This is a genomic window from Streptomyces sp. NPDC019396 (assembly GCF_040632375.1).
Lineage (GTDB): Bacteria > Actinomycetota > Actinomycetes > Streptomycetales > Streptomycetaceae > Streptomyces.
On sequence record NZ_JBEYBS010000004.1, the window covers coordinates 56,327 to 79,196 of the forward strand.

A 22,870-nucleotide genomic window follows, 5' to 3' on the forward strand; every position below is an offset into this window, starting at 1 on the left:
GGAATGCAACGCAAGCATCGGAAGGGCCCGGAAGGCGGTGACGACTGCATGACCGTATGGGACGACCTGGTCGGCCAGGAGCGAGTCCAGGAGCAGCTCGCGGCGGCGGCCAGGGACGCCGATGCTCTCGTCACGGCGACAGCGGCGGGTGAAAGCCCGCCCGAGGCGTCGAAGATGACGCATGCCTGGTTGTTCACCGGTCCGCCCGGCTCGGGCCGCGACACCGCTGCGCGGGCTTTCGCCGCTGCCCTCCAGTGCACCAGTCCGGACCGTGCGCTGGGCGGGGCGCCGGGCTGCGGGTTCTGCGACGGCTGCCACACGAGCCTGGTCGGTACCCACGCGGATGTCGAGGTGGTCCGGACCGATCTTCTCTCCATCGGAGTGAAGGAGACACGGGACCTGGTGCGCCGTGCCCAGCTGTCGCCCGCGATCGGCCGCTGGCAGGTCATCGTGCTGGAGGACGCCGACCGCCTCACCGAAGGCGCGGGCAACGTGCTGCTGAAGGCGGTCGAGGAGCCCGCCCCCCGGACGGTGTGGCTGTTGTGCGCACCGTCCCTGGAAGATGTCCTGCCCACGATCCGCTCCCGCTGCCGCCACCTCACGCTGCGCACCCCGTCCGTGGCGGCCGTGGCGGATGTCCTGATGCGACGGGACGGCATCGAACCGGACGCGGCGACGGCGGCTGCCCGTGCCACGCAGGGGCACATCGACCGGGCACGCCGGCTCGCGACGGACGAGCGCACCCGCGCCCGCCGCGCCAGCGTCCTGGGGCTTCCGCTGCGCGTCGAGGACATCGGCGGCTGTCTGAAGGCGGCCCAGGAGCTGGTCGACGCGGCGGCCGATGACGCGAAGCAACTCGCCGAGGAGGTCGACACCAAGGAGACCGAGGACCTCAAGGCGGCGCTCGGCGCGGTAGCGGGCGGACGTATGCCGCGTGGCACCGCGGGGGCGATGAAGGAGCTCGAGGACCGGCAGAAGCGGCGCAGGACCCGGACGCAGCGCGACAGCCTCGATCTGGCTCTCACCGACCTGACCGGCTTCTACCGCGATGTGCTCGCCCTCCAGATGAGCTCCGGGCTCGCCCTCGCCAACGAAGACGTGAGGGACTCGCTCGACCGGATCGCACGGAGTTCCAGCCCCGAGCGGACCCTGCGCCGGATAGAAGCGGTCCTCGCCTGCCGCGAGGCGCTCGATGCGAATGTGGCGCCGCTGCTGGCCGTGGAGGCGATGACGATGGCGCTCCGCGCCGGCTGAGGCACCTCCACAATCACCCAAACGGGCGTCAACAGGTACGAACCCCTGGTCGGCGGCTAGGCTCCCAGAATGGACATCAGGCATCGCGCCCGCCTCCGTATCTCTCTCCTCGCCTGCGCCGCGGCTGTTGGGATGCTGCTCTCGGGCTGTAGCGGCAGCGTCCTCCCTGTGGGGGCTGAGAGGTCGGGGACTCCGGCGGCGGCCCCGGCGGCCGATCTGGAGTCGTACTACGGGCAGCGGCTCAGCTGGCGGGAGTGCGGTGTCCCGCGCTTCGAGTGCGCCACGCTGAAGGCCCCGCTGGACTACGCCAAACCGGACGGGCAGTCCATCAAGCTCGCGGTGGCCCGGGTGAAGGCGACCGGCCCCGGCAAGCGCATCGGATCGCTGCTGGTCAACCCCGGTGGCCCGGGCGGCTCGGCCGTCGACTACCTCCAGGGGTACGCCGGAATCGGCTACCCCGCCCCGGTGCGGGCGCGGTACGACATCGTGGCCATCGACCCGCGGGGTGTCGCCCGCAGTGAGCCCGTCGAATGCCTCGACAACAAGCAGATGGACGCTTATACGCAGACCGACCAGACCCCCGACGACCAGACCGAGATCGCCAAACTGCGCGCGCAGTACGAGCGCTTCGCGGCCGGCTGCCAGCAGCGGTCCGCCGCGGTCCTGCCGCACGTCTCCACCGTCGAGACGGCGCGTGACATGGACATCCTGCGTTCTGTGCTCGGCGACGAGAAACTGTCCTACGTCGGCGCCTCCTACGGCACGTTCCTCGGCGCGACCTACGCCGAGCTCTTCCCGAACCGGGTCGGGCGCCTGGTGCTGGACGGTGCGATGGATCCCTCGATCTCCGCCCGTGAACTGAACCGCGACCAGACGGCGGGCTTCGAGACCGCCTTCCAGTCCTTCGCCACGGACTGCGTGCAGCGCTCCGACTGCCCCCTGGGCACCGCATCCGCCGCGGACGCGGCGAAGAACCTCAAGGCCTTCTTCACCAAGATCGACGCCCAGCCGGTCGCGACCGGCGAAACCCGCAAACTCACCGAGTCCCTGGCCACCACCGGCGTGATCGCCGCGATGTACGACGAGGCCGCCTGGCCCCAGCTCCGCGATGCCCTCCGCCAGGCGAACAACGGCAACGGCGCCGGCCTGCTGGCACTGGCCGACTCCTACTACGAGCGCGACCCCGACGGCAGCTACGCCAACCTCATGTACGCCAACGCCGCGGTGAACTGCCTCGACGCACCTCCCGCCTTCGCCTCCCCGTCCGACGTCTCCGCCGCGGTGGACGACTTCGAGACCGCTTCGCCTGTCTTCGGCGAGGGCTTCGCCTGGGCCTCGCTGAACTGCGCCTACTGGCCCGCCCACGCCACCGGCACCCCCCACCCCATCGAGGCCAAGGGCGCCGCTCCCATCCTGGTCGTCGGCACCACCCGCGACCCCGCCACTCCCTACAAGTGGGCCAAGGCCCTCGCGGGCCAGCTCTCCTCCGGAAAGCTCCTCACCTACGACGGCGACGGCCACACCGCCTACGGCCGCGGCAGCGACTGCGTCGACACAGCCGTCAACACCTACCTCCTGGAGGGCACCCCGCCCCCGCCGAACAAGCGCTGCCAGTGATCATTGGGGCTTGTCCGGGGCACACTGTTTAACCCTGTAGACTTAGCGCCGCTGCTGATGCGAGCCTGGTCCCTACCGGATCATGCATGTCGGCAGCTTGCCGCCTTAGCTCAGATGGCCAGAGCAACGCACTCGTAATGCGTAGGTCTCGGGTTCGAATCCCGAAGGCGGCTCTGTGGAAGCCCCAGGACTCACTCGCCGTGACCTGGGGCTTTTGCTTTTACTGGATACGGCGGCGGCGCCGGGCGCGGGCCGCGCGGCGGTCCCCGGTCTCAGTTCTAGTCTCAGTCGCGGGCTCGGACGCAGGTGCAGGGGCGGGCAGCAAGACGTCTCCCATCCGGCGCATCGCGTCCTTCGCGGGATGCGAGCGGCCCTTGACGTAGCGGCTCCTCTGGCTGATCTGGGTGTGCCGCTGGATCTCCATGACCGTGGGCATGTCCACCCCAGTTCGTTCAGGATCGTTCCCGCCGTGTGGCGGCTTCCGTTGTACAGGCGACGGTCATTGATTCCGGCCTCCTTGGGCCGTTCCTCGAATTCCTCGTAGCCGGCCCGCGGGTCGAGCGGGCTTCCGTCTGGCCGTGAGAACACGACATCGTGTCTTGCCAGCTACCTGGCGGCGGACTGCCTCGCTTCCCACGGGGCCTTGTGGAAATCCCACCAGGCTCCACCGCTCGAATCGCTCACGGTGGAGTGGCCCAGGCTCCTAGGATCTGGCGTAGTCCGGCTGAGGGGGAGTTGAGCGAGTGGGCATTGAACTTCTGTTGCCCGTGGTCATGGCGGTAGCGGGAACCGCCGCTACCTCGATCGCATCACTGTTACGGAAACGTCTTGCCTCTGAGGCTGACTCGGAGGGCAAGCGGTTGCGCGCAATCCTGCGTGAGGACGCCGGGGAAGCAGCCACCGGGCAAGTCAGCGGACTGCCTTCGGACGAGCGCGGTGGGATCAACACCCTGCCCAGTGCAGGGACTCAGCGCGTTGATGACGACAGGTTCGCACAAGTCCTGATTGAGTATTACGCGTGGGGGCTTACGCAGGCTCGCAGCGCCACCGTTCTGAGCCTCACATGTTCGGCTCTTGGTGTCCTGGTGCTGCTCGCGGGTGTAGCGATGGGCATCATCAGGGCGGAGTCCACCGGCGAGCTGTACGCCGCTGCGGCAACGAGCACTTCCGGGGCCGTGGCAGCCGTGATCGGCCATCTGGCACACCGGCGGGCTGATAAGGCCATGGAACACATGCGCCTCCAGACCGAATCTCTGCGGGCTGACATGCGGCGCGAACGTGAGCTGGAGGCATCAATCCGCCTCATTGGCGAAGTAGAGGAACCGCTGCTCCGTTCCCAGCTCCAAGCAGCCGTAGTGTTGAAGCTTGCTTCTGCGGAGGTCCCGGATCTGCCAGCGTGGTCGATGCCAGAGCCGAAGAACAGCGCGCTGTCACGGCAAGCGCCTTCGAGGAACGGCACGGGGTCAGTGTGAGCGGCGGTACGCCGCCGCAGCCCTGAGACACAGCGCGCGACGTCTCCGCGGAGCCTCAGCACAGGATTGGTCCATGTGATCAACTCACTGCGTCGTCCCCGCGGGTTCGTCTGCGGCGGACGGACGTACGTGCTCTCGTTGAACGGGTTGACCACGCCCTGAACACCAGGGGTGCGACTCCAAGCACCGCCCCCACTGCGCTCTCGCCGATCCCGTCTCTGACGTCGGCGTACACGATGCACGCGAAGTTGTTCGAGCAATGTAGGAGCGACGAGGGTCATCCTCTGGCGTGATCGGCTGCGATCAATCCGGGTGTGGAGCACAGTGGACTCATGGCTGAGCCGATCGTCGTGCACCGGCCGTCGCCCACCGGTGGTCGGCGGGTCACTGTGCGTGGGGAGATCCTCGGCCTGGCTCACGACGACAAGGACGTGATCGAGTTCCTGCGCCGCGCCGGCCTCCCGGACGCGTGGGATCTTCTCGACGATCCGAACTGGGTCGAGTGGCAGGGAGGGCACGCGCACGAGTGGGATGCGGCGTGACCCGAGCGGTGCAGGGTCTCGATCGTCGTCTCGAACTGTGCTCCATCCGTGACTGTCCGCCGCCGTCCGTCCGTGCCTGATCACCGATCTGACCAGATGCCGGCGCGCCTCCGACCTTCGGTAGCTGCGCGGTCAAGGTCGGACAACTTGCCATGCGTAGGTCTCGGGTTCGACCTGGGGTTTTTGTTGTTCAGGCGTGGTGCGTCCCAGGGGGCGGGGCGCAGGGCTGGCGTGCGATGGCCGATGAATGGCGGGCGGCTGCCCGAACTGCTCCGGTGGATCTGACGGTTGGCTTCACCGGTGCCGGGAGCGTGCCAGGGGCGCGTGCCACGTTCGGGGAGCTCACCGGGGCGGACGGGCGTACCGCGTTCGGTGGCGGAAGGACACCGGGACCACTGATATACGCTGCCGAGCGATAGTCGAAGATCACGCCCGGGGGGGCCTACACATGACCATGCGTTTCCGCACGCTTCTGGGCGGCGCGCTCGTGCCCGTGCTTGTGCTGGCCGGTGGTGTGGGCGCTTCGGGTGCTCATGCCGCGTCGGCGGTGTCCGGCACTGCTGCCGTCGGGCTGGGGCCGTGGGGTGCGCCGAAGGGGCTGGCGGGTGTCAGCCAGGTCATGGATCTGAAGTCGTCCGGGAACGGCACCGTGGCCGGGCTCTTCAAGCAGGGGGGCGAGACCGTGCTAGCGGTCAGGGCCGCGGGGGGCGCTGCCTGGCAGACGGCCACGGTTGTGTCCGCGCCCGGTGCCGTGCTCCAGCGGACGGACGACGGTGCGCTTTCGCTGGTGTGGTGGGCGGAGGGCACACTGCGCATGTCCCACCTCGCACCGGACGGGACCGTCTTCGGGCCCGCCGAGGACATCGCGACGGGCGTGCCCAAGGCCCAGAGCGTCACCCTCGCGGCCAGTGCCTCGGGCCGGCAGGCCGTTGCCTGGATGGACGGGGAGCGGCGGCTGACGGTGGTCGAGCGGTCCGGTCCGCAGGCGGCCTGGTCCGAGCCGGCGCGGCTGGACCAGCTCCCCGAGCCGATCGTCCGCCCCGACAACACCTACGACTACCGGCTCCGCGACCTGCGCCTCGCCGTCGCCGCCGACGGAGCCCTGGGCGTGATCTGGGGCGGCAACAGCTACTACACCGGCGATGGTGTCGACCCGGACGAGTCGGCGTACCAGTGGTACTACAAGTACCTCGAGAAGCCCGCCGGAGCCGGTTCCTGGACCACTCCGCGCGATCTTCCGCAGCTGGGCGGGAAGCCGGGGACCGTCACACTGGTCGCCCACCCGCAGGGTGGTTTCCACCTGCTCTCCAGGGACAGCTACGCCCGCAAGGCGGCCGGCGCCGCGGAATGGGGTCCGGCCGAGAGCGTGGGCATCTCGGGCGACACCGCTCCCGCCGAACTGCTCACGGCCCCGAACGGCGATGTCACGGCGGTCGGCTGGGGCGGGGGCCCGACCGTCGCCACGAGGTCGGCGGCGACCGGCACCTGGGGCGCCCGGCTCGGGCTCGGCTCTTACGTGGAGTCAGGGTCGCTCAGCAGTGGCCTCACCCCGTCCGGGGCGCTGGTCGTCACCTATACGCAGAAACGGTTCGAGAGCAGCCGTACGGTCCGCCGGGACTTCGTCACCCAGACCGTCGCCGCGGGCAGCGCGTCCAAGCCGCGCACCCTCAGCACGCCGGCCAACGGGACCACCAGCGTGGGCCGTGTGTCCGTCGACGACAAGGGGCGCCCGCTGGCGGTGTGGACGCAGACGGCCGCCGACGGCTCGACGGCCGCGTTCACCGCGACCACGGGTACGCGGAGCCTGCCGAAGTGGCATGACTACGCCGACGACACCCGCGCGGACATCCTCGGGCTCAGCCGCAGCGACAGCATGAACCTGTTCACCCAGGACACCGCCAACCCGCTGCGCACCTTCCAGACGCGACCGTGGGCCGACGGGACCAGGGCAGTGCCGTTCGGGGACTTCGACGGCGACCGCTGCAACGACCTGATCGTGCGGCTGCCGGGTGGCGAGACCCGCCTCTACACCCCCGTCTGCGGCGGGCTGCCCACGCCCGGCTCCCCGTACAAGCGCCTGGCCAGTGACTGGCGCAAGTACGACACCCTGCTCGCCAGCGGTGACCAGAACAGCGACGGCCGTCCTGACCTGCTGGCCCGTGATGCCGTCAGCGGCGATCTCTACCTGTACGCGCACGACGGCAAGGGCGGCTTCCAGCCCCGGGTGCGGATCCGCTCCGGCTGGACCGGCTATCAGCGGGTCATCGGCGCCGGCGACCTGAACGGCGACGGCATCGGCGATGTCCTCGCCCTCGACAGGTCAGGTGAGCTCTGGCGGTACGACGGTCTGCGTACCGGGCGGCTCAAGGACCGCGTCCTGGTCTTCAAGGACTGGGGCGGGTCCTACGAGGACGTCATCGGCGCCGGGGACGTCAACGGCGACGGCAGGCACGATCTGGTCTCCCGTGACACCTCCGACCGCCTCTGGCTGAACGCGGGCAAGGGGACGGGGTTCTTCGCCAACCGTGTCCCCGCGGGGGAGACGCCGACCTACTGGAAGAGCTGGGAATCCCTCGGCTGACCGCCCGGCCCCGGCTCACTTCGCGGTACTTCGCGTCACTTCGCATCCGAGTAACGCTCAACCACCGCCGTCGTGAACGGAAACCGCACCGGTGTCTCCCCGAACGCGATCCGGCCGGCGAGCTCCCCGGCCGCCCGGATCGCCCGGACCACCTCGTCCGCCTCATCGGCCGGGCAGTGCACGATGACCTCGTCGTGCTGGAAGAACACCAGCTCCGCACGCATCCCCGCGATGGCCCTGCGCAGCGCGGCCAGCATCAGCAGCGCCCAGTCGGCAGCGCTGCCCTGCACCACGAAGTTGCGGGTGAAACGACCGCGGGCGCGGGCGTTGGTGGACGCGTAGCCGGGGACGAACTCGCCAAGCGCCGGCTCGTCCCCGGGTGCGGCCTCCTGCGGGATGCCGGCCTCGTCGTCATCGCCACCGCCGGCCGCCCGCGGGCTCGTACGCCCGAGCCAGGTGCGCACCAGCCTGCCTTCCTCGCCCGCGCGGGCCGCGTCGTCCACATACGCCACCGCCAGCGGGTAGCGGCGGCGCAGCGCGGCGAGGTTCTTCAGACCGTCCCCGCTGGTCTGGCCGTAGATCGCGCCCAGCAGGGCGAGCTTGGCGTGGGCGCGGTCGCCTGAGAACGCCCGGTCGGAGAGCCGGGTGTACAGATCGCCCTCATGGCCCGCGACCTCCATCAACCCGGGATCACCCGAGATCGCGGCCAGCACCCGCGGCTCCATCTGGTCGGCGTCCGCGACGACCAGACGCCAGCCGTCGTCCGCGACGACGGCGCGTCGTATCACCTTGGGGATCTGCAACGCACCGCCGCCGTTGGTCGTCCATCGGCCCGAGACCGTGCCGCCAGGCAGGTACTCGGGCCGGAACCGGCCGTCGCGCACCCAGTCCTGGAGCCAGCTCCAGCCGTGTGCCGTCCAGATCCGGTACAGCTTCTTGTACGCGATCAGCGGCTCGACCGCGGGGTGGTCGATGCCTTCCAGCTCCCAGCGCCGGGTGGAGCGGACCCTGATGCCCGCCTGGGCGAACGCCTTGACCACATCCGCGGGCAGATCGGGACGCACCCGGCGCCCGAACGCCGCCGACACCCGGTCCGCCAGCTCGGCCAGCCGCCGCGGCTCGCCGCCGCCCGCGTACCGCTCGCCCAGGAGCTCGTGCAGCAGCTCCCGGTGCACGTCCGCCCGCCAGGGCAGCCCCGCGCGGTGCATCTCCGCGGCCACCAGCATCCCCGCCGACTCGGCCGCGGTGAGCAGCCGCATCCGCCCGGGGTGCTCGGCGGCCTCGTGTCTTCGCTGCTGTTCCGCGTACACCTCCAGCAGCCCCTCGAAGGGTACGGGGACCGGCTCGGGCTCGAAGAGCGAGGACTGCGAGCCCGGTACGGCTGCCCGCAGCGGCGGATCGGGCGGCACCGGCGCGTGCCGCAGCCGGGCCAAGGCGGCCGCCGCCGACCGTGGCTCGCCCAGCCGCCCCTCGTGCCCGAGCAGCAGCGACTCCGCGTCCTCGATGTCGTAGCACCGCTCGACCCGGACACCGGAGGCGAGCAGCCGGGGATAGACCTCCGCGGTGGAACGCCACACCCAGCGGCCCTCCTGCCCGACCTCAGGGCGTGCCCTGACCGCCGCCACCAGATCCGGCTCGGCCAGCACCGGTCCTGCGGGCAGCCCGTCCTGGCCCAGGGGGACGAGCAGAGCCCCGCCACCCTCGGCCGGTGCCAGTGCCCAGCGGTCGGTCATGGGTGCGAGTCTGGCAGCCGCCACTGACAGCGGCGCTCGCGCGGCGATGGCATGGCGAGCAGGGGATGCGCTGCGATGGCATGGCGAGCAGGGCCGGCCGGCCGCCCGTCCCTGACCGGCGGCCGGCGTTGCCGGGCCGGGCGCCGGCCTGGCGACCGCCGGCGACCTGGCCGGACTCACTCGGTGAGCCGGCGCACCACCCGGGCCGGGTTCCCCACCGCCAGCACCCCCGCCGGCAGGTCGCGGGTGACCACGGCTCCCGCCCCCACCGCTGTGTTCTCGCCGATCGTCACCCCCGGGCAGACGATGACTCCGCCGCCCAGCCACACGTTGTCCCCGATCGTGATCGGCTCGGCCTTCTCCCAGCCGTCACGCCGCCGCTCCGCGTCCAGTTCGTGCGTGGGCGTGAGCAGTTGGACGTTCGGTCCGATCTGGACGTGTGCCCCGACGGTGATGGGCGCGGCGTCCAGGAAGACCGCGCCGAAGTTGACGAACGTACCCGTGCCGATGCTGATGTAGCGGCCGTAGTCGCACTGGAACGGCGGCCGGATGCGTACGTCTGCGCCGACGGAGCCGAGGAGTTCGACGAGGATCCCGGCCCGGTCGGCAGGTGCGGCGCCGCCGTTCGCGTTGTAGGCGGCACAGAGGACGAAGCGCCGCTCGGTGTCCGCGGCGAGCTCGGGGTCGTCGGGCAGGTACCAGTCACCGGCCAGCATGCGCTCCTTGTTCTCGCCCATGACCCCACCGTAGGCGCAGTCCCCGTCATAAGCGCCGTCCGTCACCTGGATCACCTCCCGTCTCCGCCTCCTCCGGCCAGCACCGGTGCGACCCCGGCTGTGACGGCGATCAGGGCGCACCTCGCGCGGCCCTGCCCGAGCTCCGGCGTTCAGCAGTTCGATATCCACAGCCTGTGGACGGGTAGCGACCATGACAGCGCGGCCGTGTTCGGTCCCGCCCCACCGGTGTGACGAGCGTCCGTGCCCCCATGGCCACGACCCGCCCGCTCCGCCCCCGGGCTCGCGTAGGCTCAATCGACGTGAACGGCGTGGACGCTATGGAGCAGGCACTCGGCGGCGCGCTGTACGCCGATGACGATGACGCACTCGACACGGCCGCCTCACTGCTGGCCGCCGCACCCCCGGCCGCCGACGCGGAAGTGGCCAGGCGCGGTGAGGAGTTCGTGCGCCGCGCCTGGGAACGCGGCTGGCAGCCAGCGGATCTCGTACGGATCGTGCGCCGCGACCTCGGCGACACCCATGTGCGGCTGCTCGCCACACTGATCACGAGCGAGACACGGCGGTACGGGCAGGACCTGCCGCCTCGCTGGGCCGCCCAGCTCACCGCGCTGCCCGCCGACGCGTCCGGGGAACGACCAGGGGACAGGTTCACGCGGATGACGGCCGCGCTGGAGCTCTACCGGCTGCTCGTGCGGCTTCCCGCGCTCGAACCGGCGGGACCGGTCCCCGGTGCTCCTCTCCATCACGCCTTCCACCGCGCGGCGCCGGCGGGGGACGAGCCCCGCATGCTGGTCAGGATCCGCGGGCTGCTCGCCAAGGCCGAGGCCACCGGCTTCCCCGAAGAGGCCGAGGCCCTCACAGCGAAGGCGCAGGAGCTGATGGCGCGGTACAGCATCGACGAGGCGCTGCTCGCGGCCCGTACCCACCGCCCCGACCTGCCTGGCGCCTGCCGTGTCGGGGTGGACGCGCCGTACGAGCAGGCCAAGGCGATCCTGCTGGACGCCGTGGCCACGGCGAACCGCTGCCGTGCCGTCTGGAACAGCGGGCTCGGCTTCTCCACCGTGGTCGGCTTCGAGCCCGACCTGGACGCGGTCGAACTGCTCTTCACCTCGCTGCTGGTGCAGGGCACCGCGGCGATGACCCGGGCGGAGGCCGCGCAGCGTGCGGGGGGCCGCAAACGCACCAAGACCTTCCGCCAGTCCTTCCTGCTGGCTTACGCGGACCGGCTGGGCAGCCGGCTCGCGGAGACCGCTTCTGGGGTCGCCTCCCAGGTCGCCTCGGGAGGCGCGGGGGAAGGAGGCTCCGACGAGGAGCTGCTCCCGGTGCTCGCCGCCCGCGATGTCGCGGTCACGGCCCATGCGGAGCGGCTTTTCCCGGAGACGGTCAGGACGCGGGTCCGCGGTGCCACCGACGCCGATGGCTGGCAGCACGGCAGAACGGCCGCCGACGCGGCCCGGATGCCGGGGCGGCCGTCCGCGGCGCGGGGCGAGCTCGACGGCTAGGCCGTGCGTGAGAGCTCCCGCCTGGCTCGCGACTCCCCCGGAACTTCGCCTGGGGGGTACCCCCGGCACGCACACTCGCTGCGTCTGTCGGGATCGTCCAGGTGCGCCCGGTACGAGGATGTCGTCCGACCTTCGGTGGGGTACCCCCATCGCCTTGCGAGGGCACGCACCGGACGCCGCGAGCCCCGCCCTCCGGGCGGACGGCGCCAGGCCTCCAGCACGGCCCAGGTCCTTCGCCCCGACGGGGCCTCGTGCCGTGGACCCTTCCAGTCTCGGCACTCAGCCCCGGCCGGTCCGACGAGTCGCCCGGACGGGGCCTCGCCCGGCTGCCACCGATCCGGCTGACTACTGAGGAGCCGGGGACGCCACGGCCGTCGGAAGACCCTTCGGCAGGTCCGTCGGAAGGCTCGTGGGAAGGCCACCGGGGACCCCGCTGGTGTCCGTCTTGACGAGGGAGTCCTTGGTGCCGCTCGCCCAGGCGACCACCACGGTCTTGGCGTCGTGGGACTCGATCGTGCCCGATGTGCGCTTGGTGTCGCCGTCCGCGCACTTGAGGGCCAGCGTGGGCTTCTCCGCGGCGGCGACCACTCCGGTGCAGACGTGCTGACCGGCGATCAGCGAGACCTTGTCGTCCCGGAACGAGAGGGCGACGATCTCGCTGCCCATGGCGGACCACGTGCCCTGGAGCTCGCCGACCGCGGCCCCGCCGGACGCTCCGCCCGAGCCGCCGCCTGTCGCCCCACTCGGCGAGGCCGAGGTGTCCTTGTCGCTCTTGTCGGAGGCGTCGTCGTTTCCGTTGCCGCAACCGGTCAGCATGAGGGCGGCGGCGGCCAGGCCAGCCGCGGCAAGTCCCTGGCGTACGAGCTTGTTCACGATCGGGTCCCCCTGGTTGTGTGCAAGACGACAGCAAGCTACCAGTTGACCGGATCTGGCAGCCCTGCGCCGACCGTGTCCCCCGGAGCACCGCGAGCTGCACCGGGAGGCCCGGACATGTGTCGGGGACGTCGTCCGGCGACCGGCGTAGCGGAGTCCTGAGGTGACTGCGCTCGTTGGCGTACGGTCCCAGCTCCATGTGCATGAGTGGTTCCGGGGTGTCCGTCCGTATGGAATGAGCGGACTGCTCGTGCGTATGTCTGACGGTTCGTCATGGACTTCGTTCGTTGGTCGCCCTGAGGGGGCCCGGCATGGCCCAGCACCGGAGGGGTGAAGCGGAAGCGCGGCTCCTCGAACGGGAGCGGATGTTCCGACTCCACCACACCTGCTCCGACCAGCGAGCTACCGCGGACGGGACGGATGCCCGGAACCTGGATCCGAAACGGTGGGACACGCGTCTCTACCCCGGCAGGTTCTCGTGCGCGAGGCCGTCTGCTCGCGGGTGCTGTAACCGCGAGGCCACCCCTCGTGCACGTGCATTTGCTCATGCATCAGCATATGAACGCAGCTATGATCCAAGACAGTTGACATCTGCACCTTGTAACTCGGGAGCGTCCTGTGCAGCACGTGTACAACGGCATGGCGGCGGCAGAGCTTCACGGGGTCGTCTGGCAGAAGAGCCGTCACAGCAACTCGCAGGGATCGTGCGTGGAGTTCGCGAAGCTCCCGGGCGGCGAGGTGGCGATGCGCAACTCGCGCTTCCCGGACGGGCCGGCGCTGGTCTACACCCCGGCCGAGATAGAGGCGCTGCTGCTGGGTGTGAAGGATGGGGAGTTCGATCACCTGGTCGGCGGGCTCGAGGGCCGGCTCGACGCCCGTCTGGACAGTCAACCCGCGTAGAACCCGCGGCGCACCAACCAGGCCCCCACGTCGGCGGATCCGACGCGGGGGCTCAGTCGTCCGTGTGGCCGCAGCCGCTTGTCCCGGGGAGCCGGAACAGCGCCCAGACCACCTTCCCGGTCGTCTGTCCGGCCAGCGGGTGCCAGCCCCAGCTGTCGCTGAAGGAATCCACGAGGAACAGCCCCCGGCCGCACTCGGCCGAGTCCTCCGCCTCGGATGCCACCGGGCTGTCCTGGCTGGGGTCCCGCACCGCGCACACGAGCCGGCTCGTCCAACGCATCAGGTGCAGTCGCACCGGGTGGTCCTGGCCGTGCGGGGCGTCCGCGGGCATGGCATGCCGCAGGGCGTTGGTGACGAGTTCGGAGACCACGAGGGCGACGTCGTCGAAGCGCTCGCTCAGATCCCACGCGGCGAGCGTCCTGCTGGTGAACGTCCTTGCGCCGCGCACCGCTTCATAGCGGGGTGGCAGGGCGCAGGAGGCTGAGCTGGAGGCGTCTGCGGGGTCGATCGGCGGAGGGCCCTGCCGTAACGGCTCGAGCATGGTCGATCCATTCGTCCCCATGCGAGGCACTCCCAGGAATCGCGGCTGTGACGCTACAACACGAACAAGCACGAACGAGTACGCAGGTGCGCGTGCTCCATGGTTCCGAATGCGATAGGCAGATGCAAGGGCAGATGCACGTGCACGCGCCCGGCCTGTCCTGCCCCGTGCCGGTTCACTCCCCTTTCTTCTTGTGCGCTTCTTCGCACCGTTCCCCAAAGGCTTCCTATTTCCGTAATCGAATGAGTACGGGGTGGAGCGTTTGATGGCAGAATCCGGGACTCGGGGTTCGGGGGCTCCGCGACACAGCAGCGTTGGGAGGGTTGGTAGACGTGACGCCAGTGGAGTCCTGGGGGTACCCCCAGTCCGAAGGCTCCGGGGGTGGGTCGGTCGTGCGCCGCATCCTGCTGGGCTCACAGCTGAGACGGCTCAGGGAGTCGCGCGGTATCACGCGCGAAGCGGCCGGCTACTCCATCCGCGCATCCGAATCCAAGATCAGCCGCATGGAGTTGGGACGGGTGAGCTTCAAGGCCAGGGACGTCGAGGACCTCCTCACGCTCTACGGCGTCGCCGACGAGGCCGAGCGCGAGTCGCTGCTGGCCCTCGCCCGCGAGGCCAATGTGGCGGGCTGGTGGCACAGTTACGGCGATGTGCTGCCCGGCTGGTTCCAGACGTACATCGGCCTGGAGGGCGCTGCCTCCCTCATCCGCATCTATGAAGTCCAGTTCGTCCACGGTCTGTTGCAGACCGAGGCGTACGCGCATGCGGTCGTCTCGCGCGGTATGCCCGGCGCGCGCGCCGCCGATGTCGACAAGCGGGTCGCGCTGCGCCTCGAGCGCCAGAAGATCCTGGTCTCCGAGCGTGCCCCGCGGCTCCATGTCGTACTGGACGAGGCCGCCCTGCGTCGCCCCTACGGCAACCGGGCAGTGATGCAAGGGCAGTTGAGGCATCTGATCGAGGTGTCCGAGCAGTCGAACGTCACCGTCCAGGTGATGCCGTTCAGCTTCGGCGGCCACGCGGGGGAGTCCGGAGCGTTCACCATGCTGCGTTTCCCGGAGTCGGACCTCTCGGACCTCGTCTACCTGGAGCAGCTCACCAGCGCGCTGTATCTCGACAAGCGCGAGGAAGTGGCCCAGTACGAGCGGGTGATGGAGCGGCTGCACGAGGAGTCGCCGGGCGCTGACGAGAGCCGTGACCTGCTGCGCGGACTGCTCCAACTCACCTGAAACGACAGTACGATGATGCGCCAGCAGTTCACCCAGGACTGACCGTCCCGGCAACTCCCTCAGCGCCCACAGAAGTAAGGGATCGTATGTCCTTCTTCACCGACCTGGCCCACCAGTACATCGACGGCGAGTGGCGGACCGGCAGCGGCTCATGGGACATCATCGACTTCAATCCGTACAACGGTGAGAAGCTCGCGGCGATCACCGTGGCCACCGTCGCCGAGGTCGACCAGGCCTATCGGGCGGCCGAGCGCGCTCAGCGGCCCTGGGCCGAGACCAATCCCTACACCCGAAGGCTGGTCTTCGAGCGCGCCCTGCGGATCATCGACGAGCGCGCGGACCAGATCTCCGACGCGATCACCGAGGAGCTCGGCGGGACCCGGCTGAAGGCGGCGTACGAGATCCACCTCGCCAAGGAGTTCCTGCGCGAGGCGATCCAGCTCGCGGTACGTCCGGAGGGCCGGGTGCTGCCGTCCCAGATCGACGGCAAGGAGAACCGGGTCTACCGGCTGCCCGTCGGGGTCGTCGGGGTGATCACCCCGTACAACTTCCCTTTCCTGGTCACGCTCAAGTCCGTGGCACCCGCCCTCGCGCTGGGCAACGCCGTGGTGATCAAGCCCAACCAGCACACCCCGGTGGTCGGCGGTGGCCTGATCGCCAGGATCTTCGAGGACGCGGGTCTGCCGCCGGGGCTGCTCAACGTCCTGGTCACCGACATAGCCGAGATAGGCGACGCGCTGATCGAGCACCCGGTGCCCAAGGTGATCTCGTTCGCCGGCTCCGACCGGGTGGGCCGGCATGTCGGGGCGGTCGCGGGCCGCAACTTCAAGCGCTGTGTCCTGGAGCTGAGCGGCAACAGCGCGCTGGTGGTCCTGAACGACGCCGACGTGGACAACGCCGTGGACGCCGCCGTCTTCAGCCGCTTCCTCTACCAGGGCCAGGTCTGCATGGCCGCCAACCGGATCCTCGTGGACCGGTCGGTGGAGGCCGAGTTCACCGAGAAGTTCACCGCCAAGGTGGCGGCGCTGCGCACCGGCGACCCCCGGGATCCGGAGACCCAGATCGGACCGGTAATCGACAGCCTTCAGGCCGAGGCGCTGGCCGGACTCGTCGACCAGGCGGTGGCGGACGGGGCGACGGCACTGGTACGGGGCCGGGTCCGGGGCACGCTGATGGAGCCCACCGTGCTCGCCGGACTGCCCGAGCGGTCGCCGCTGCTGCGGCAGGAGATCTTCGGCCCGGTGGCGCTGCTGGCTCCGTTCGACGGTGAGGACGAGGCCGTACGGATGGTCAACGACAGCCCGTACGGCCTGAGCGGAGCCGTGCACACCGGGGACATCGAGCGGGGTGTGCGTTTTGCCCACCGGATCGAGACCGGGATGTTCCACGTCAACGACTCGACGGTGCAGGACGAGCCGCTCGTCGCCTTCGGCGGCGAGAAGCTGTCCGGACTGGGGCGGCTGGGAGGCGAAGCCACGGTGGAGGCTTTCACCACCCAGAAGTGGATCTCCGTGCAGCACGGCCGTACGAGGTTTCCCCTCTGAGGACTAATGCGGGCGTTCCCCCGCACGTCGAGGACAGAAGCTGACCGCAAGGGTCCGTAGCTTGGGTGGTGTCAAGCAAGGAAACAGGCACCACCGAGAGGCGCACACCATGGTCACTCACGTACCCGCGGAGACCTGCGGCGACGAGCGCGGCGCGCTCCTGAACTTCGTGGAGGCGCAGCGCGGAGCGGTCCGCCGGTCCGTCATCGGCCTCACCGAGGACCAAGCGGCGGGCAGGCCGAGCGCCAGCGAGCTGTCGCTGTCCGGGCTGCTGAAGCATGTGGCCGAGTGCGAGCTGAACTGGCTGCGGATGGCCCAGGAGCAGCCCAACGAGCGCCAGCGCAACGAGGAGACCTGGGCGGACGGCTTCCGGCTGGTCGAAGACGAGTCGATTCCCGGCACGCTGGCTTTCTGGGACGGGGTGGCCAAGGAGACCGAGGAGTTCATCCGCTCGGTGCCGAGTCTGGACGACACCTTCCCGCTTCCGGCCATGCCGTGGTTCCCGAAGGACGGCCGGGTCTCGATGCGCTGGATGATGCTGCACCTCATCGAGGAGATCGCCCGGCACGCGGGGCATGCGGACATCGTGCGGGAGTCGCTGGACGGCAAGAGCTCCTTCGCGCTGGTGGCGGCGGAGAGCGGCGGGAGCTGGGAGTAGGCGGGCGACGGCCCGCGCGCAGCGGTCACCGGGCCCTGCCCGCCGGATCCGGTCGGCAGGGCCCGAGTCGCTCGACGTGTGCGAGGCTCGCCCCTGCCACACGCTGTAGGCATGAGCAACGATGAGCATGAGGCGTTCGTCCCCACGCCCGTGGTGGTCCTCCCCGTCGTGGCCGCCGAGCCGCCGTTCCGGATGGTGGAGATCAACGGAGAGGTGGCGGGGACCGCCCGCGACATGCTGGACGTGATCAAGCTGGCCCATGGCGCCGGGCTGAACCCCATCGACCTCGACGACCCCGCGGATGTGCGCTGGGTCGGGGGCGGAAAGTACAAGTGGGTGCCCTGAGGGCGCGCTGACCCGGGCCCGGGTCGGTCCCCCAGCCGGAATCGGGCAGGTGGCTACGGCGTGCGGGCGTACGGATGTCCGCCGTCCGGCTACTGGTGCCCGGGGCCGGGCGGCAGCACGGACGCGGTCGGGGAGTGGCGAGCCGGCCGATGTCCGCGACCAGGACCGCTTGCCCGCCGAGGAGCCGCCGAGGACCCGGGCGGCCGGCCGTATCGGCGAGATCATGAACATGTGCCCCCACTCGGCGGACGCCGTGCGCGGTGGGCGCACGGTCTGATCGAGCGGATCGAGGGCGAGGCGTACACCTTCGCGCTGATCAGGCCGTCATCACGGCCCGCTGTCCACGAGATCGTCAGTGGTGGAAGCCCGTGGCCGCCGCCTTGTCCTTGCTCAGCGGGGCGCTCTGCTTGCGCAGGCTGGGCATGATCCGCCCCAGGTCCTCCACCAGCAGCGCCGCCAGATCCGCCGAGAAGCCGTTGCGGCAGACGAAGCGCAGCACCGACAGGTCCTCCCGGTTGGGCGGGAAGGTGTACGCGGGCACCAGCCAGCCGTGTTCCCGCAGCCGCCGCGCCACGTCGAACACGTCGTAGTTGGTGATGTCCGGGGCCGTGGTGACGGCGAACACCGGGAGCTGGTCCCCCCGGGTGAGCAGCCGGAAGTCGCCCAGCTTCTCGACCTTGCGGGCCAGGCTCTGCGCCACGTCGCGGGTGGTCTGCTGCACGGCCCGGAAGCCCTCGCGGCCCAGCCGGAGGAAGGTGTAGTACTGCGCCACCACCTGCGCGCCCGGCCGGGAGAAGTTCAGTGCGAACGTCGGCATGTCGCCGCCCAGGTAGTTGACCCGGAACACCAGCTCCTCGGGCAGGTCCTCCGGCGAGCGCCACAGCGCCCACCCCACACCCGGGTACACCAGTCCGTACTTGTGTCCCGACGTGTTGATCGAGGCCACCCTCGGCAGCCGGAAGTCCCAGACGAGCTCCGGGTCCACGAACGGGGCGACCATCGCCCCCGACGCCCCGTCGACATGCACGGGGATGTCCAGGCCCTTGCGCTCCTTCAGTGCGTCCAGCGCCTCGCAGACCTCCATGACCGGTTCGTACGAGCCGTCAAAGGTGGAGCCGAGAATGGCGACGACGCCGATCGTGTTCTCGTCGCACAGCTCGGCCGCCGCCTGCGGGTCGATATGGAAGCGGTCGCCCTCCATCGGCACCAGCCGCGGCTCCACCTCCCAGAAGTTGCAGAACTTGTCCCAGCAGACCTGCACATTGACACCCATGACGAGATTGGGCTTGGCACCGGGGCCGGGGTAGCGGTCGGCGTTGCGCTTGGCCCAGCGGCGCTTGAGGGCCATTCCGGCGAGCATGCAGGCCTCGCTCGAACCCGTGGTCGAGCAGCCGACCGTGGTCGAGGGATCGGGCGCGTGCCAGAGGTCGGCGAGCATCGCGACACAGCGCCGCTCCAGCTCGGCCGTCCGCGGGTACTCGTCCTTGTCGATCATGTTCTTGTCGCGGCATTCCGCCATCAGTTTCCCGGCCTCGGGCTCCATCCAGGTCGTGACGAAGGTGGCGAGGTTGAGACGGGAGTTGCCGTCCAGCATCAGCTCGTCATGGACGAGCTGGTAGGCCGTCATGGGCGGCATGGGTCCGTCCGGAAGCTGGTGCTTCGGCGGCGCCAGGGTCATCGAACCGGTCGGATCGGCCTCCCCGAAAAAGGGGTTGAGCGAGAGCCTGCGCCGCTCCTGGCTCTCCTCGCGGCCCGTGCCGCCCTTGTGTAGTGGTGCCATGTCAGGTCGCCTTTCCGATCTCAGAGTTCAACGCAGTGAGGAACCGTGCTGGTCGAGTTGCATCTGGAGGCGTCCCGTCACCAGCAGCCAGGCCGGCAGCACGGCGATGCACAGCAGCGGGAACACATGGGGGTCGGCGGCGAGGATGGCCGCGGTGAACAGGCTCAGCCAGCCCTGCCGGGTGACGGCCAGCAGGATGCCCAGTACCGCGCAGGCCACCCCGAGCGTGGGATGCACCGCGGGTACGAGGGCGCTGACACCCAGTCCGAGGGCGACCCCGATGAACACCGAGGGGAAGATCCGCCCGCCGCGGAAGCCGCAGGACGCGGCGACGGTGAGCGCGGCCAGTTTGACGAAGGCCATCACCGCGAACTGCCCCGCCGTCCAGCCGGTGGGGTCGGAGGCCAGCACCTTCATCTCGGACAGGCCCTTGAACAGGGTCAGGCTTCCGCCGAGCGTCCCCAGCAGTCCGAGCACCAGCCCGCCGGCGGTGGTCATGAGCACCGGGTGCCGCAGACGGTGGAAGGCCGCGTGGAGGTACGGGAGCGCGTACACCGCCGCCAGGCCGACCACAGCGCCCAGACAGGCCACCAGCCACGCGGCGGGGATGTCGCCCCAACGCGCCCGCGCCAGCTCGGGCAGGGCGAGGTCGAACGTCGGATGGGCGATCAGCACGGTGGTCAGGGCCCCGGCGCCCCCGGCGATGAGGGGGGCGAACAGCTTGTCCCACAGCGCGCCGGGGCCGGGGCGGGACGCCAGGCTCTCGGTGAGGATCAGCGCGGCGGCGACGGGCGTACCGAACAGGGCGCCCACCGTGCCCGCTGCGGCGAGCGCCGCCCACATGTCGGCCGATGTGCCCCGCATCGCCCTGCCGCCGAGCCAGGCGGCGAGTGCGATGTTCGCCATGGTGATCGGGTTCTCGGGGCCGAGGCTCACCCCGCCGGCCAGTCCGAGCACGGCGGTGAGCAGCAGGCTGGGTACCACCAGGGGCGGCATCGGGGGATCCACGAGCCCCACCGTGGCCGGGTCGGGGCCGGCGTGCCCTGGCACCTTCCACACCACGAGCCCGACCGCCAGGCCCGTGGCCGTGAGTACGGCGAACATCCACAGCGACGAGTAGGAGCCCACGCCGAGGGCGTCGGGCACCACTGTCCACAGGACCTTCTTCAGCTGCTCCGAGATCGCCGTCAGGGCGAGCAGCAGCAGACTCGAACCGACGCCGACGACCAGTGCGGGGATGATCAGCGGCAGCAGCGCACGGGCCGGAGTGGCCGGCAGGCCGCGGTCGGTCGTGGTCACGGGCTCACGATATCGGCGATATCAGTTTAAAACGGGCAAGCGCTCTCGAAAGGAGGGGCTTGCACCTCACGTGGCGTGAGGAGCCAGGCTGACGTGCGTACCAGTACGAGAGCGGGGAGCGGGAACCGATGAGCTATTCGGTGGGTCAGGTGGCGGGCCTCGCCGGCGTGACGGTGCGGACGCTGCACCACTACGACGAGATCGGGCTGCTCTCACCGAGCGGTCGCAGCCACGCCGGCCACCGGCGCTACGACGACGGCGATCTCGACCGGCTCCAGCGGATCCTCTTCTACCGGGAGCTGGGCTTCCCGCTCGACCAGATCTTGGCCCTGCTCGACGATCCGGACGTGGACCCGCAGGAACACCTGCGGCGCCAGCACGCACTGCTGACCGGAAGGATCGCCGAGCTCCAGAGGATGGCCGAGGCCGTCGAGCACGCCATGGAGGCACGGAAATTGGGAATCAAGCTCACGCCGGAGGAGAGGTTCGAGGTCTTCGGCGGCCGGGACCCGCAGCAGTACGCGCAGGAGGTCGAGGAACGCTGGGGTGATACCGAGGAGTACGCCGAATCCCAGCGGCGTGTCGCCCGCTACACCAAGGACGACTGGCAGCGGATGCAGTCCGAGTCCGCCGACTGGGGGAGGCGCTACGCCGCGCTGATGGCGGAGGGGGAGCCCGCAGCCGGTGAGTCCGCGATGGACCTCGCGGAGGAGCACCGCCGGCACATCACCGACTGGTTCTACGCGTGCACGTACGAGATCCACTGCTGCCTCGGGGACATGTACGTGGCGGACCCCCGCTTCAAGGAGCTCTACGACTCCATCAGGCCGGGGCTGGCCGAGCACCTCCGCGAGGCGATCCACGCGAACGCGGCGAGGGTGCCGGCCTGACGGCCCGCGGTCACCTGTGGTGCGGGCGGGCTCCGTGGTGTGCCGAACGGGGGCGGTGCACCGCGAAAGTCCGCCCGCACCAGTGAACGGGGCCCGGAAGGCTCAGTTGCGCGGCGCGATGACGACGGCCGTGCCGTAGGCACACACCTCCGTGCCCACGTCCGCCGCCTCCGTGACGTCGAACCGGAACATCAGCACCGCGTTGGCGCCGCGTGCCCTGGCTTGCTCCACCAGGCGTTCCATCGCCTGGTTCCGGGTCTGCACGAGGGTCTTCGTCAGGCCCTTCAGTTCGCCGCCGATCATCGACTTGAGGCCCGCGCCGATCTGGCTGCCCAGGTGCCGCGAGCGCACGGTCAGGCCGAAGACCTCGCCGATCACCTGCTGTACGGCGTAGCCGGGGACGTCGTTCGTTGTGACAACCAGCACATCCGCGTGCGCGGTCTGGCCGCCGCCGTAATCATCGATGCCCATGGGGCACAGCTTCGTTGCCGCCCGTTCGTCCCGCATCCGGAGAGGGCCGCTGGAACCGGGCGTCACCCGGATGCGTTGGTAACTTTGGGCAGTCGACAGGACTGGCCGGCCGAGGTGCCGGTTTGCCCGCCGCCCGACCCATCCACACCACAGGAGCCCGGACCTCGTGAACACTCTTGCGCTCGGACCGAGCTGGCTGGATCCCGATTACCTGATCACCACCTTCGGTCTGATCGGCGTACTCGTCATCGTCTTCGCCGAGTCCGGCCTGCTGATCGGGTTCTTCCTGCCGGGTGACTCCCTGCTGTTCACGACGGGTCTGCTGGTCACCACGGGCAAGATCGACCTGCCGCTCTGGGCGGTGTGCACCATGATCGTGTTCGCCGCGATCCTCGGTGACCAGGTCGGCTATCTCTTCGGCCGCAAGGTGGGACCGGCCCTGTTCCGGCGTCCGGACTCCAAGCTGTTCAAGCAGGAGAACGTGGAGAAGGCGCACGAGTTCTTCGAGAAGTACGGCCCGAAGTCGCTGGTCCTGGCCCGCTTCGTGCCCATCGTGCGCACGTTCACGCCGATCATCGCCGGTGTGAGCCGGATGAACTACCGCTCGTTCATCACCTTCAACATCATCGGCGGCGTCCTGTGGGGCGCGGGCGTGACGCTGCTCGGTGCCGCGCTCGGCAAGGTCGAGTTCGTGCACAAGAACATCGAGATGATCCTGATCGCGATCGTGCTGCTCTCCGTGGTCCCGATCGCCATCGAGTTCCTGCGGGCCCGCTCCAAGGGCAAGAAGCAGGCCGCGGCGGCCCGTCCGGCAGCCGGCCTGCCGGGTGGTACGGACGACCAGCCCACGCAGCGCGGTCGCCACGCCAAGCGCTGAGCCCCGCACAGCGGCACCGGCCCGTCCG

20 protein-coding genes, 1 tRNA gene and 1 pseudogene are annotated in these 22,870 nt (G+C 70.1%); 14 read left to right on the plus strand and 8 right to left on the minus strand.

Annotation, left to right across the window (positions count from 1 at the left end; genetic code table 11):
* The first annotated feature begins 48 nt into the window (after positions 1-48).
* From ABZ532_RS05680 to ABZ532_RS05690, 3 genes are all read left to right on the plus strand, one after another.
* The gene (locus tag ABZ532_RS05680; protein ID WP_361279823.1) at positions 49-1,254 is read left to right on the plus strand and encodes a DNA polymerase III subunit delta'; all 1,206 of its coding nucleotides are present in this window, start codon (positions 49-51) and stop codon (positions 1,252-1,254) included.
* 132 nt (positions 1,255-1,386) lie between these two features.
* Complete coding sequence (locus tag ABZ532_RS05685) at positions 1,387-2,871, plus strand: alpha/beta hydrolase (protein ID WP_361280100.1); 1,485 nt, start codon at positions 1,387-1,389, stop codon at positions 2,869-2,871.
* Between the two features lie 99 nt (positions 2,872-2,970).
* A tRNA-Thr gene (locus tag ABZ532_RS05690) sits at positions 2,971-3,044 on the plus strand.
* Between the two features lie 47 nt (positions 3,045-3,091).
* On the opposite strand, the pseudogene ABZ532_RS05695 reads toward ABZ532_RS05690, so the two are convergent.
* Positions 3,092-3,516 (minus strand): annotated as a pseudogene (locus ABZ532_RS05695) (tyrosine-type recombinase/integrase); the annotation flags it as partial.
* A gap of 98 nt (positions 3,517-3,614) precedes the next feature.
* Between ABZ532_RS05695 and ABZ532_RS05700 the strand changes: the two are divergent.
* The 3 genes from ABZ532_RS05700 (at position 3,615) to ABZ532_RS05710 (ending at position 7,466) form a co-directional block, all read left to right on the plus strand.
* A complete protein-coding gene (locus tag ABZ532_RS05700; protein ID WP_361279824.1) occupies positions 3,615-4,343 on the plus strand; it encodes a hypothetical protein in 729 nt (242 codons plus the stop codon).
* A 332-nt stretch (positions 4,344-4,675) separates the two neighbouring features.
* Positions 4,676-4,885, plus strand: coding sequence for a hypothetical protein (locus ABZ532_RS05705; protein ID WP_361279825.1), 210 nt, complete (start codon positions 4,676-4,678; stop codon positions 4,883-4,885).
* A 448-nt stretch (positions 4,886-5,333) separates the two neighbouring features.
* Positions 5,334-7,466 (plus strand): VCBS repeat-containing protein, encoded by a 2,133-nt coding sequence (locus ABZ532_RS05710; RefSeq protein WP_361279826.1) that lies wholly within the window; start codon positions 5,334-5,336, stop codon positions 7,464-7,466.
* Between the two features lie 35 nt (positions 7,467-7,501).
* On the opposite strand, the gene ABZ532_RS05715 is transcribed toward ABZ532_RS05710, so the two are convergent.
* Together ABZ532_RS05715 and ABZ532_RS05720 are read right to left on the minus strand one after the other, a co-directional pair.
* The gene (locus ABZ532_RS05715; RefSeq protein WP_361279827.1) at positions 7,502-9,199 is read right to left on the minus strand and encodes a bifunctional 3'-5' exonuclease/DNA polymerase; all 1,698 of its coding nucleotides are present in this window, start codon (positions 9,197-9,199) and stop codon (positions 7,502-7,504) included.
* Positions 9,200-9,375: 176 nt separating this feature from the next.
* A complete protein-coding gene (locus ABZ532_RS05720) occupies positions 9,376-9,936 on the minus strand; it encodes a sugar O-acetyltransferase (RefSeq protein ID WP_361280101.1) in 561 nt (186 codons plus the stop codon).
* A gap of 317 nt (positions 9,937-10,253) precedes the next feature.
* On the opposite strand from ABZ532_RS05720, the gene ABZ532_RS05725 reads away from it, so the two are divergent.
* Entirely contained in the window at positions 10,254-11,438 is a 1,185-nt protein-coding gene (locus ABZ532_RS05725; RefSeq protein ID WP_361280102.1) for a DUF2786 domain-containing protein, read from the plus strand.
* A gap of 345 nt (positions 11,439-11,783) precedes the next feature.
* On the opposite strand, the gene ABZ532_RS05730 is transcribed toward ABZ532_RS05725, so the two are convergent.
* Positions 11,784-12,311 (minus strand): hypothetical protein, encoded by a 528-nt coding sequence (locus tag ABZ532_RS05730; RefSeq protein WP_361279829.1) that lies wholly within the window; start codon positions 12,309-12,311, stop codon positions 11,784-11,786.
* 618 nt (positions 12,312-12,929) lie between these two features.
* Here ABZ532_RS05730 and ABZ532_RS05735 point away from each other — a divergent pair.
* Positions 12,930-13,211 (plus strand): DUF397 domain-containing protein, encoded by a 282-nt coding sequence (locus ABZ532_RS05735; protein ID WP_361279830.1) that lies wholly within the window; start codon positions 12,930-12,932, stop codon positions 13,209-13,211.
* Positions 13,212-13,263: 52 nt separating this feature from the next.
* On the opposite strand, the gene ABZ532_RS05740 is transcribed toward ABZ532_RS05735, so the two are convergent.
* Positions 13,264-13,773, minus strand: a complete 510-nt coding sequence (locus tag ABZ532_RS05740) for an ATP-binding protein (RefSeq protein ID WP_361279831.1) — start codon at positions 13,771-13,773, stop codon at positions 13,264-13,266.
* A gap of 371 nt (positions 13,774-14,144) precedes the next feature.
* Here ABZ532_RS05740 and ABZ532_RS05745 point away from each other — a divergent pair, with 371 nt between their 5' ends.
* From ABZ532_RS05745 to ABZ532_RS05760, 4 genes are all read left to right on the plus strand, one after another.
* A complete protein-coding gene (locus tag ABZ532_RS05745; RefSeq protein ID WP_361279832.1) occupies positions 14,145-14,978 on the plus strand; it encodes a helix-turn-helix transcriptional regulator in 834 nt (277 codons plus the stop codon).
* Positions 14,979-15,064: 86 nt separating this feature from the next.
* Entirely contained in the window at positions 15,065-16,522 is a 1,458-nt protein-coding gene (locus ABZ532_RS05750) for an aldehyde dehydrogenase family protein (protein ID WP_361279833.1), read from the plus strand.
* Between the two features lie 109 nt (positions 16,523-16,631).
* Positions 16,632-17,180 carry a DinB family protein gene (locus tag ABZ532_RS05755; protein WP_361279834.1) on the plus strand — a complete coding sequence of 183 codons (549 nt, stop codon included), beginning with the start codon at positions 16,632-16,634 and terminating at the stop codon, positions 17,178-17,180.
* Positions 17,181-17,291: 111 nt separating this feature from the next.
* Positions 17,292-17,525 carry a hypothetical protein gene (locus tag ABZ532_RS05760; protein WP_361279836.1) on the plus strand — a complete coding sequence of 78 codons (234 nt, stop codon included), beginning with the start codon at positions 17,292-17,294 and terminating at the stop codon, positions 17,523-17,525.
* A gap of 352 nt (positions 17,526-17,877) precedes the next feature.
* On the opposite strand, the gene ABZ532_RS05765 is transcribed toward ABZ532_RS05760, so the two are convergent.
* Together ABZ532_RS05765 and ABZ532_RS05770 are read right to left on the minus strand one after the other, a co-directional pair.
* Positions 17,878-19,305: a glutamate decarboxylase gene (locus ABZ532_RS05765; protein WP_361279837.1), complete on the minus strand. Its 1,428-nt coding sequence runs from the start codon at positions 19,303-19,305 to the stop codon at positions 17,878-17,880.
* 27 nt (positions 19,306-19,332) lie between these two features.
* Positions 19,333-20,604 carry an ion channel protein gene (locus ABZ532_RS05770; RefSeq protein ID WP_361279838.1) on the minus strand — a complete coding sequence of 424 codons (1,272 nt, stop codon included), beginning with the start codon at positions 20,602-20,604 and terminating at the stop codon, positions 19,333-19,335.
* Positions 20,605-20,732: 128 nt separating this feature from the next.
* On the opposite strand from ABZ532_RS05770, the gene ABZ532_RS05775 reads away from it, so the two are divergent.
* Entirely contained in the window at positions 20,733-21,494 is a 762-nt protein-coding gene (locus ABZ532_RS05775) for a MerR family transcriptional regulator (protein WP_361279839.1), read from the plus strand.
* Positions 21,495-21,596: 102 nt separating this feature from the next.
* Here ABZ532_RS05775 and ABZ532_RS05780 read toward each other — a convergent pair whose 3' ends face one another.
* Entirely contained in the window at positions 21,597-21,965 is a 369-nt protein-coding gene (locus ABZ532_RS05780) for a YbjQ family protein (protein WP_361279840.1), read from the minus strand.
* A gap of 166 nt (positions 21,966-22,131) precedes the next feature.
* On the opposite strand from ABZ532_RS05780, the gene ABZ532_RS05785 reads away from it, so the two are divergent.
* Positions 22,132-22,842 carry a VTT domain-containing protein gene (locus tag ABZ532_RS05785; RefSeq protein ID WP_361279841.1) on the plus strand — a complete coding sequence of 237 codons (711 nt, stop codon included), beginning with the start codon at positions 22,132-22,134 and terminating at the stop codon, positions 22,840-22,842.
* Positions 22,843-22,870: the final 28 nt, after the last annotated feature.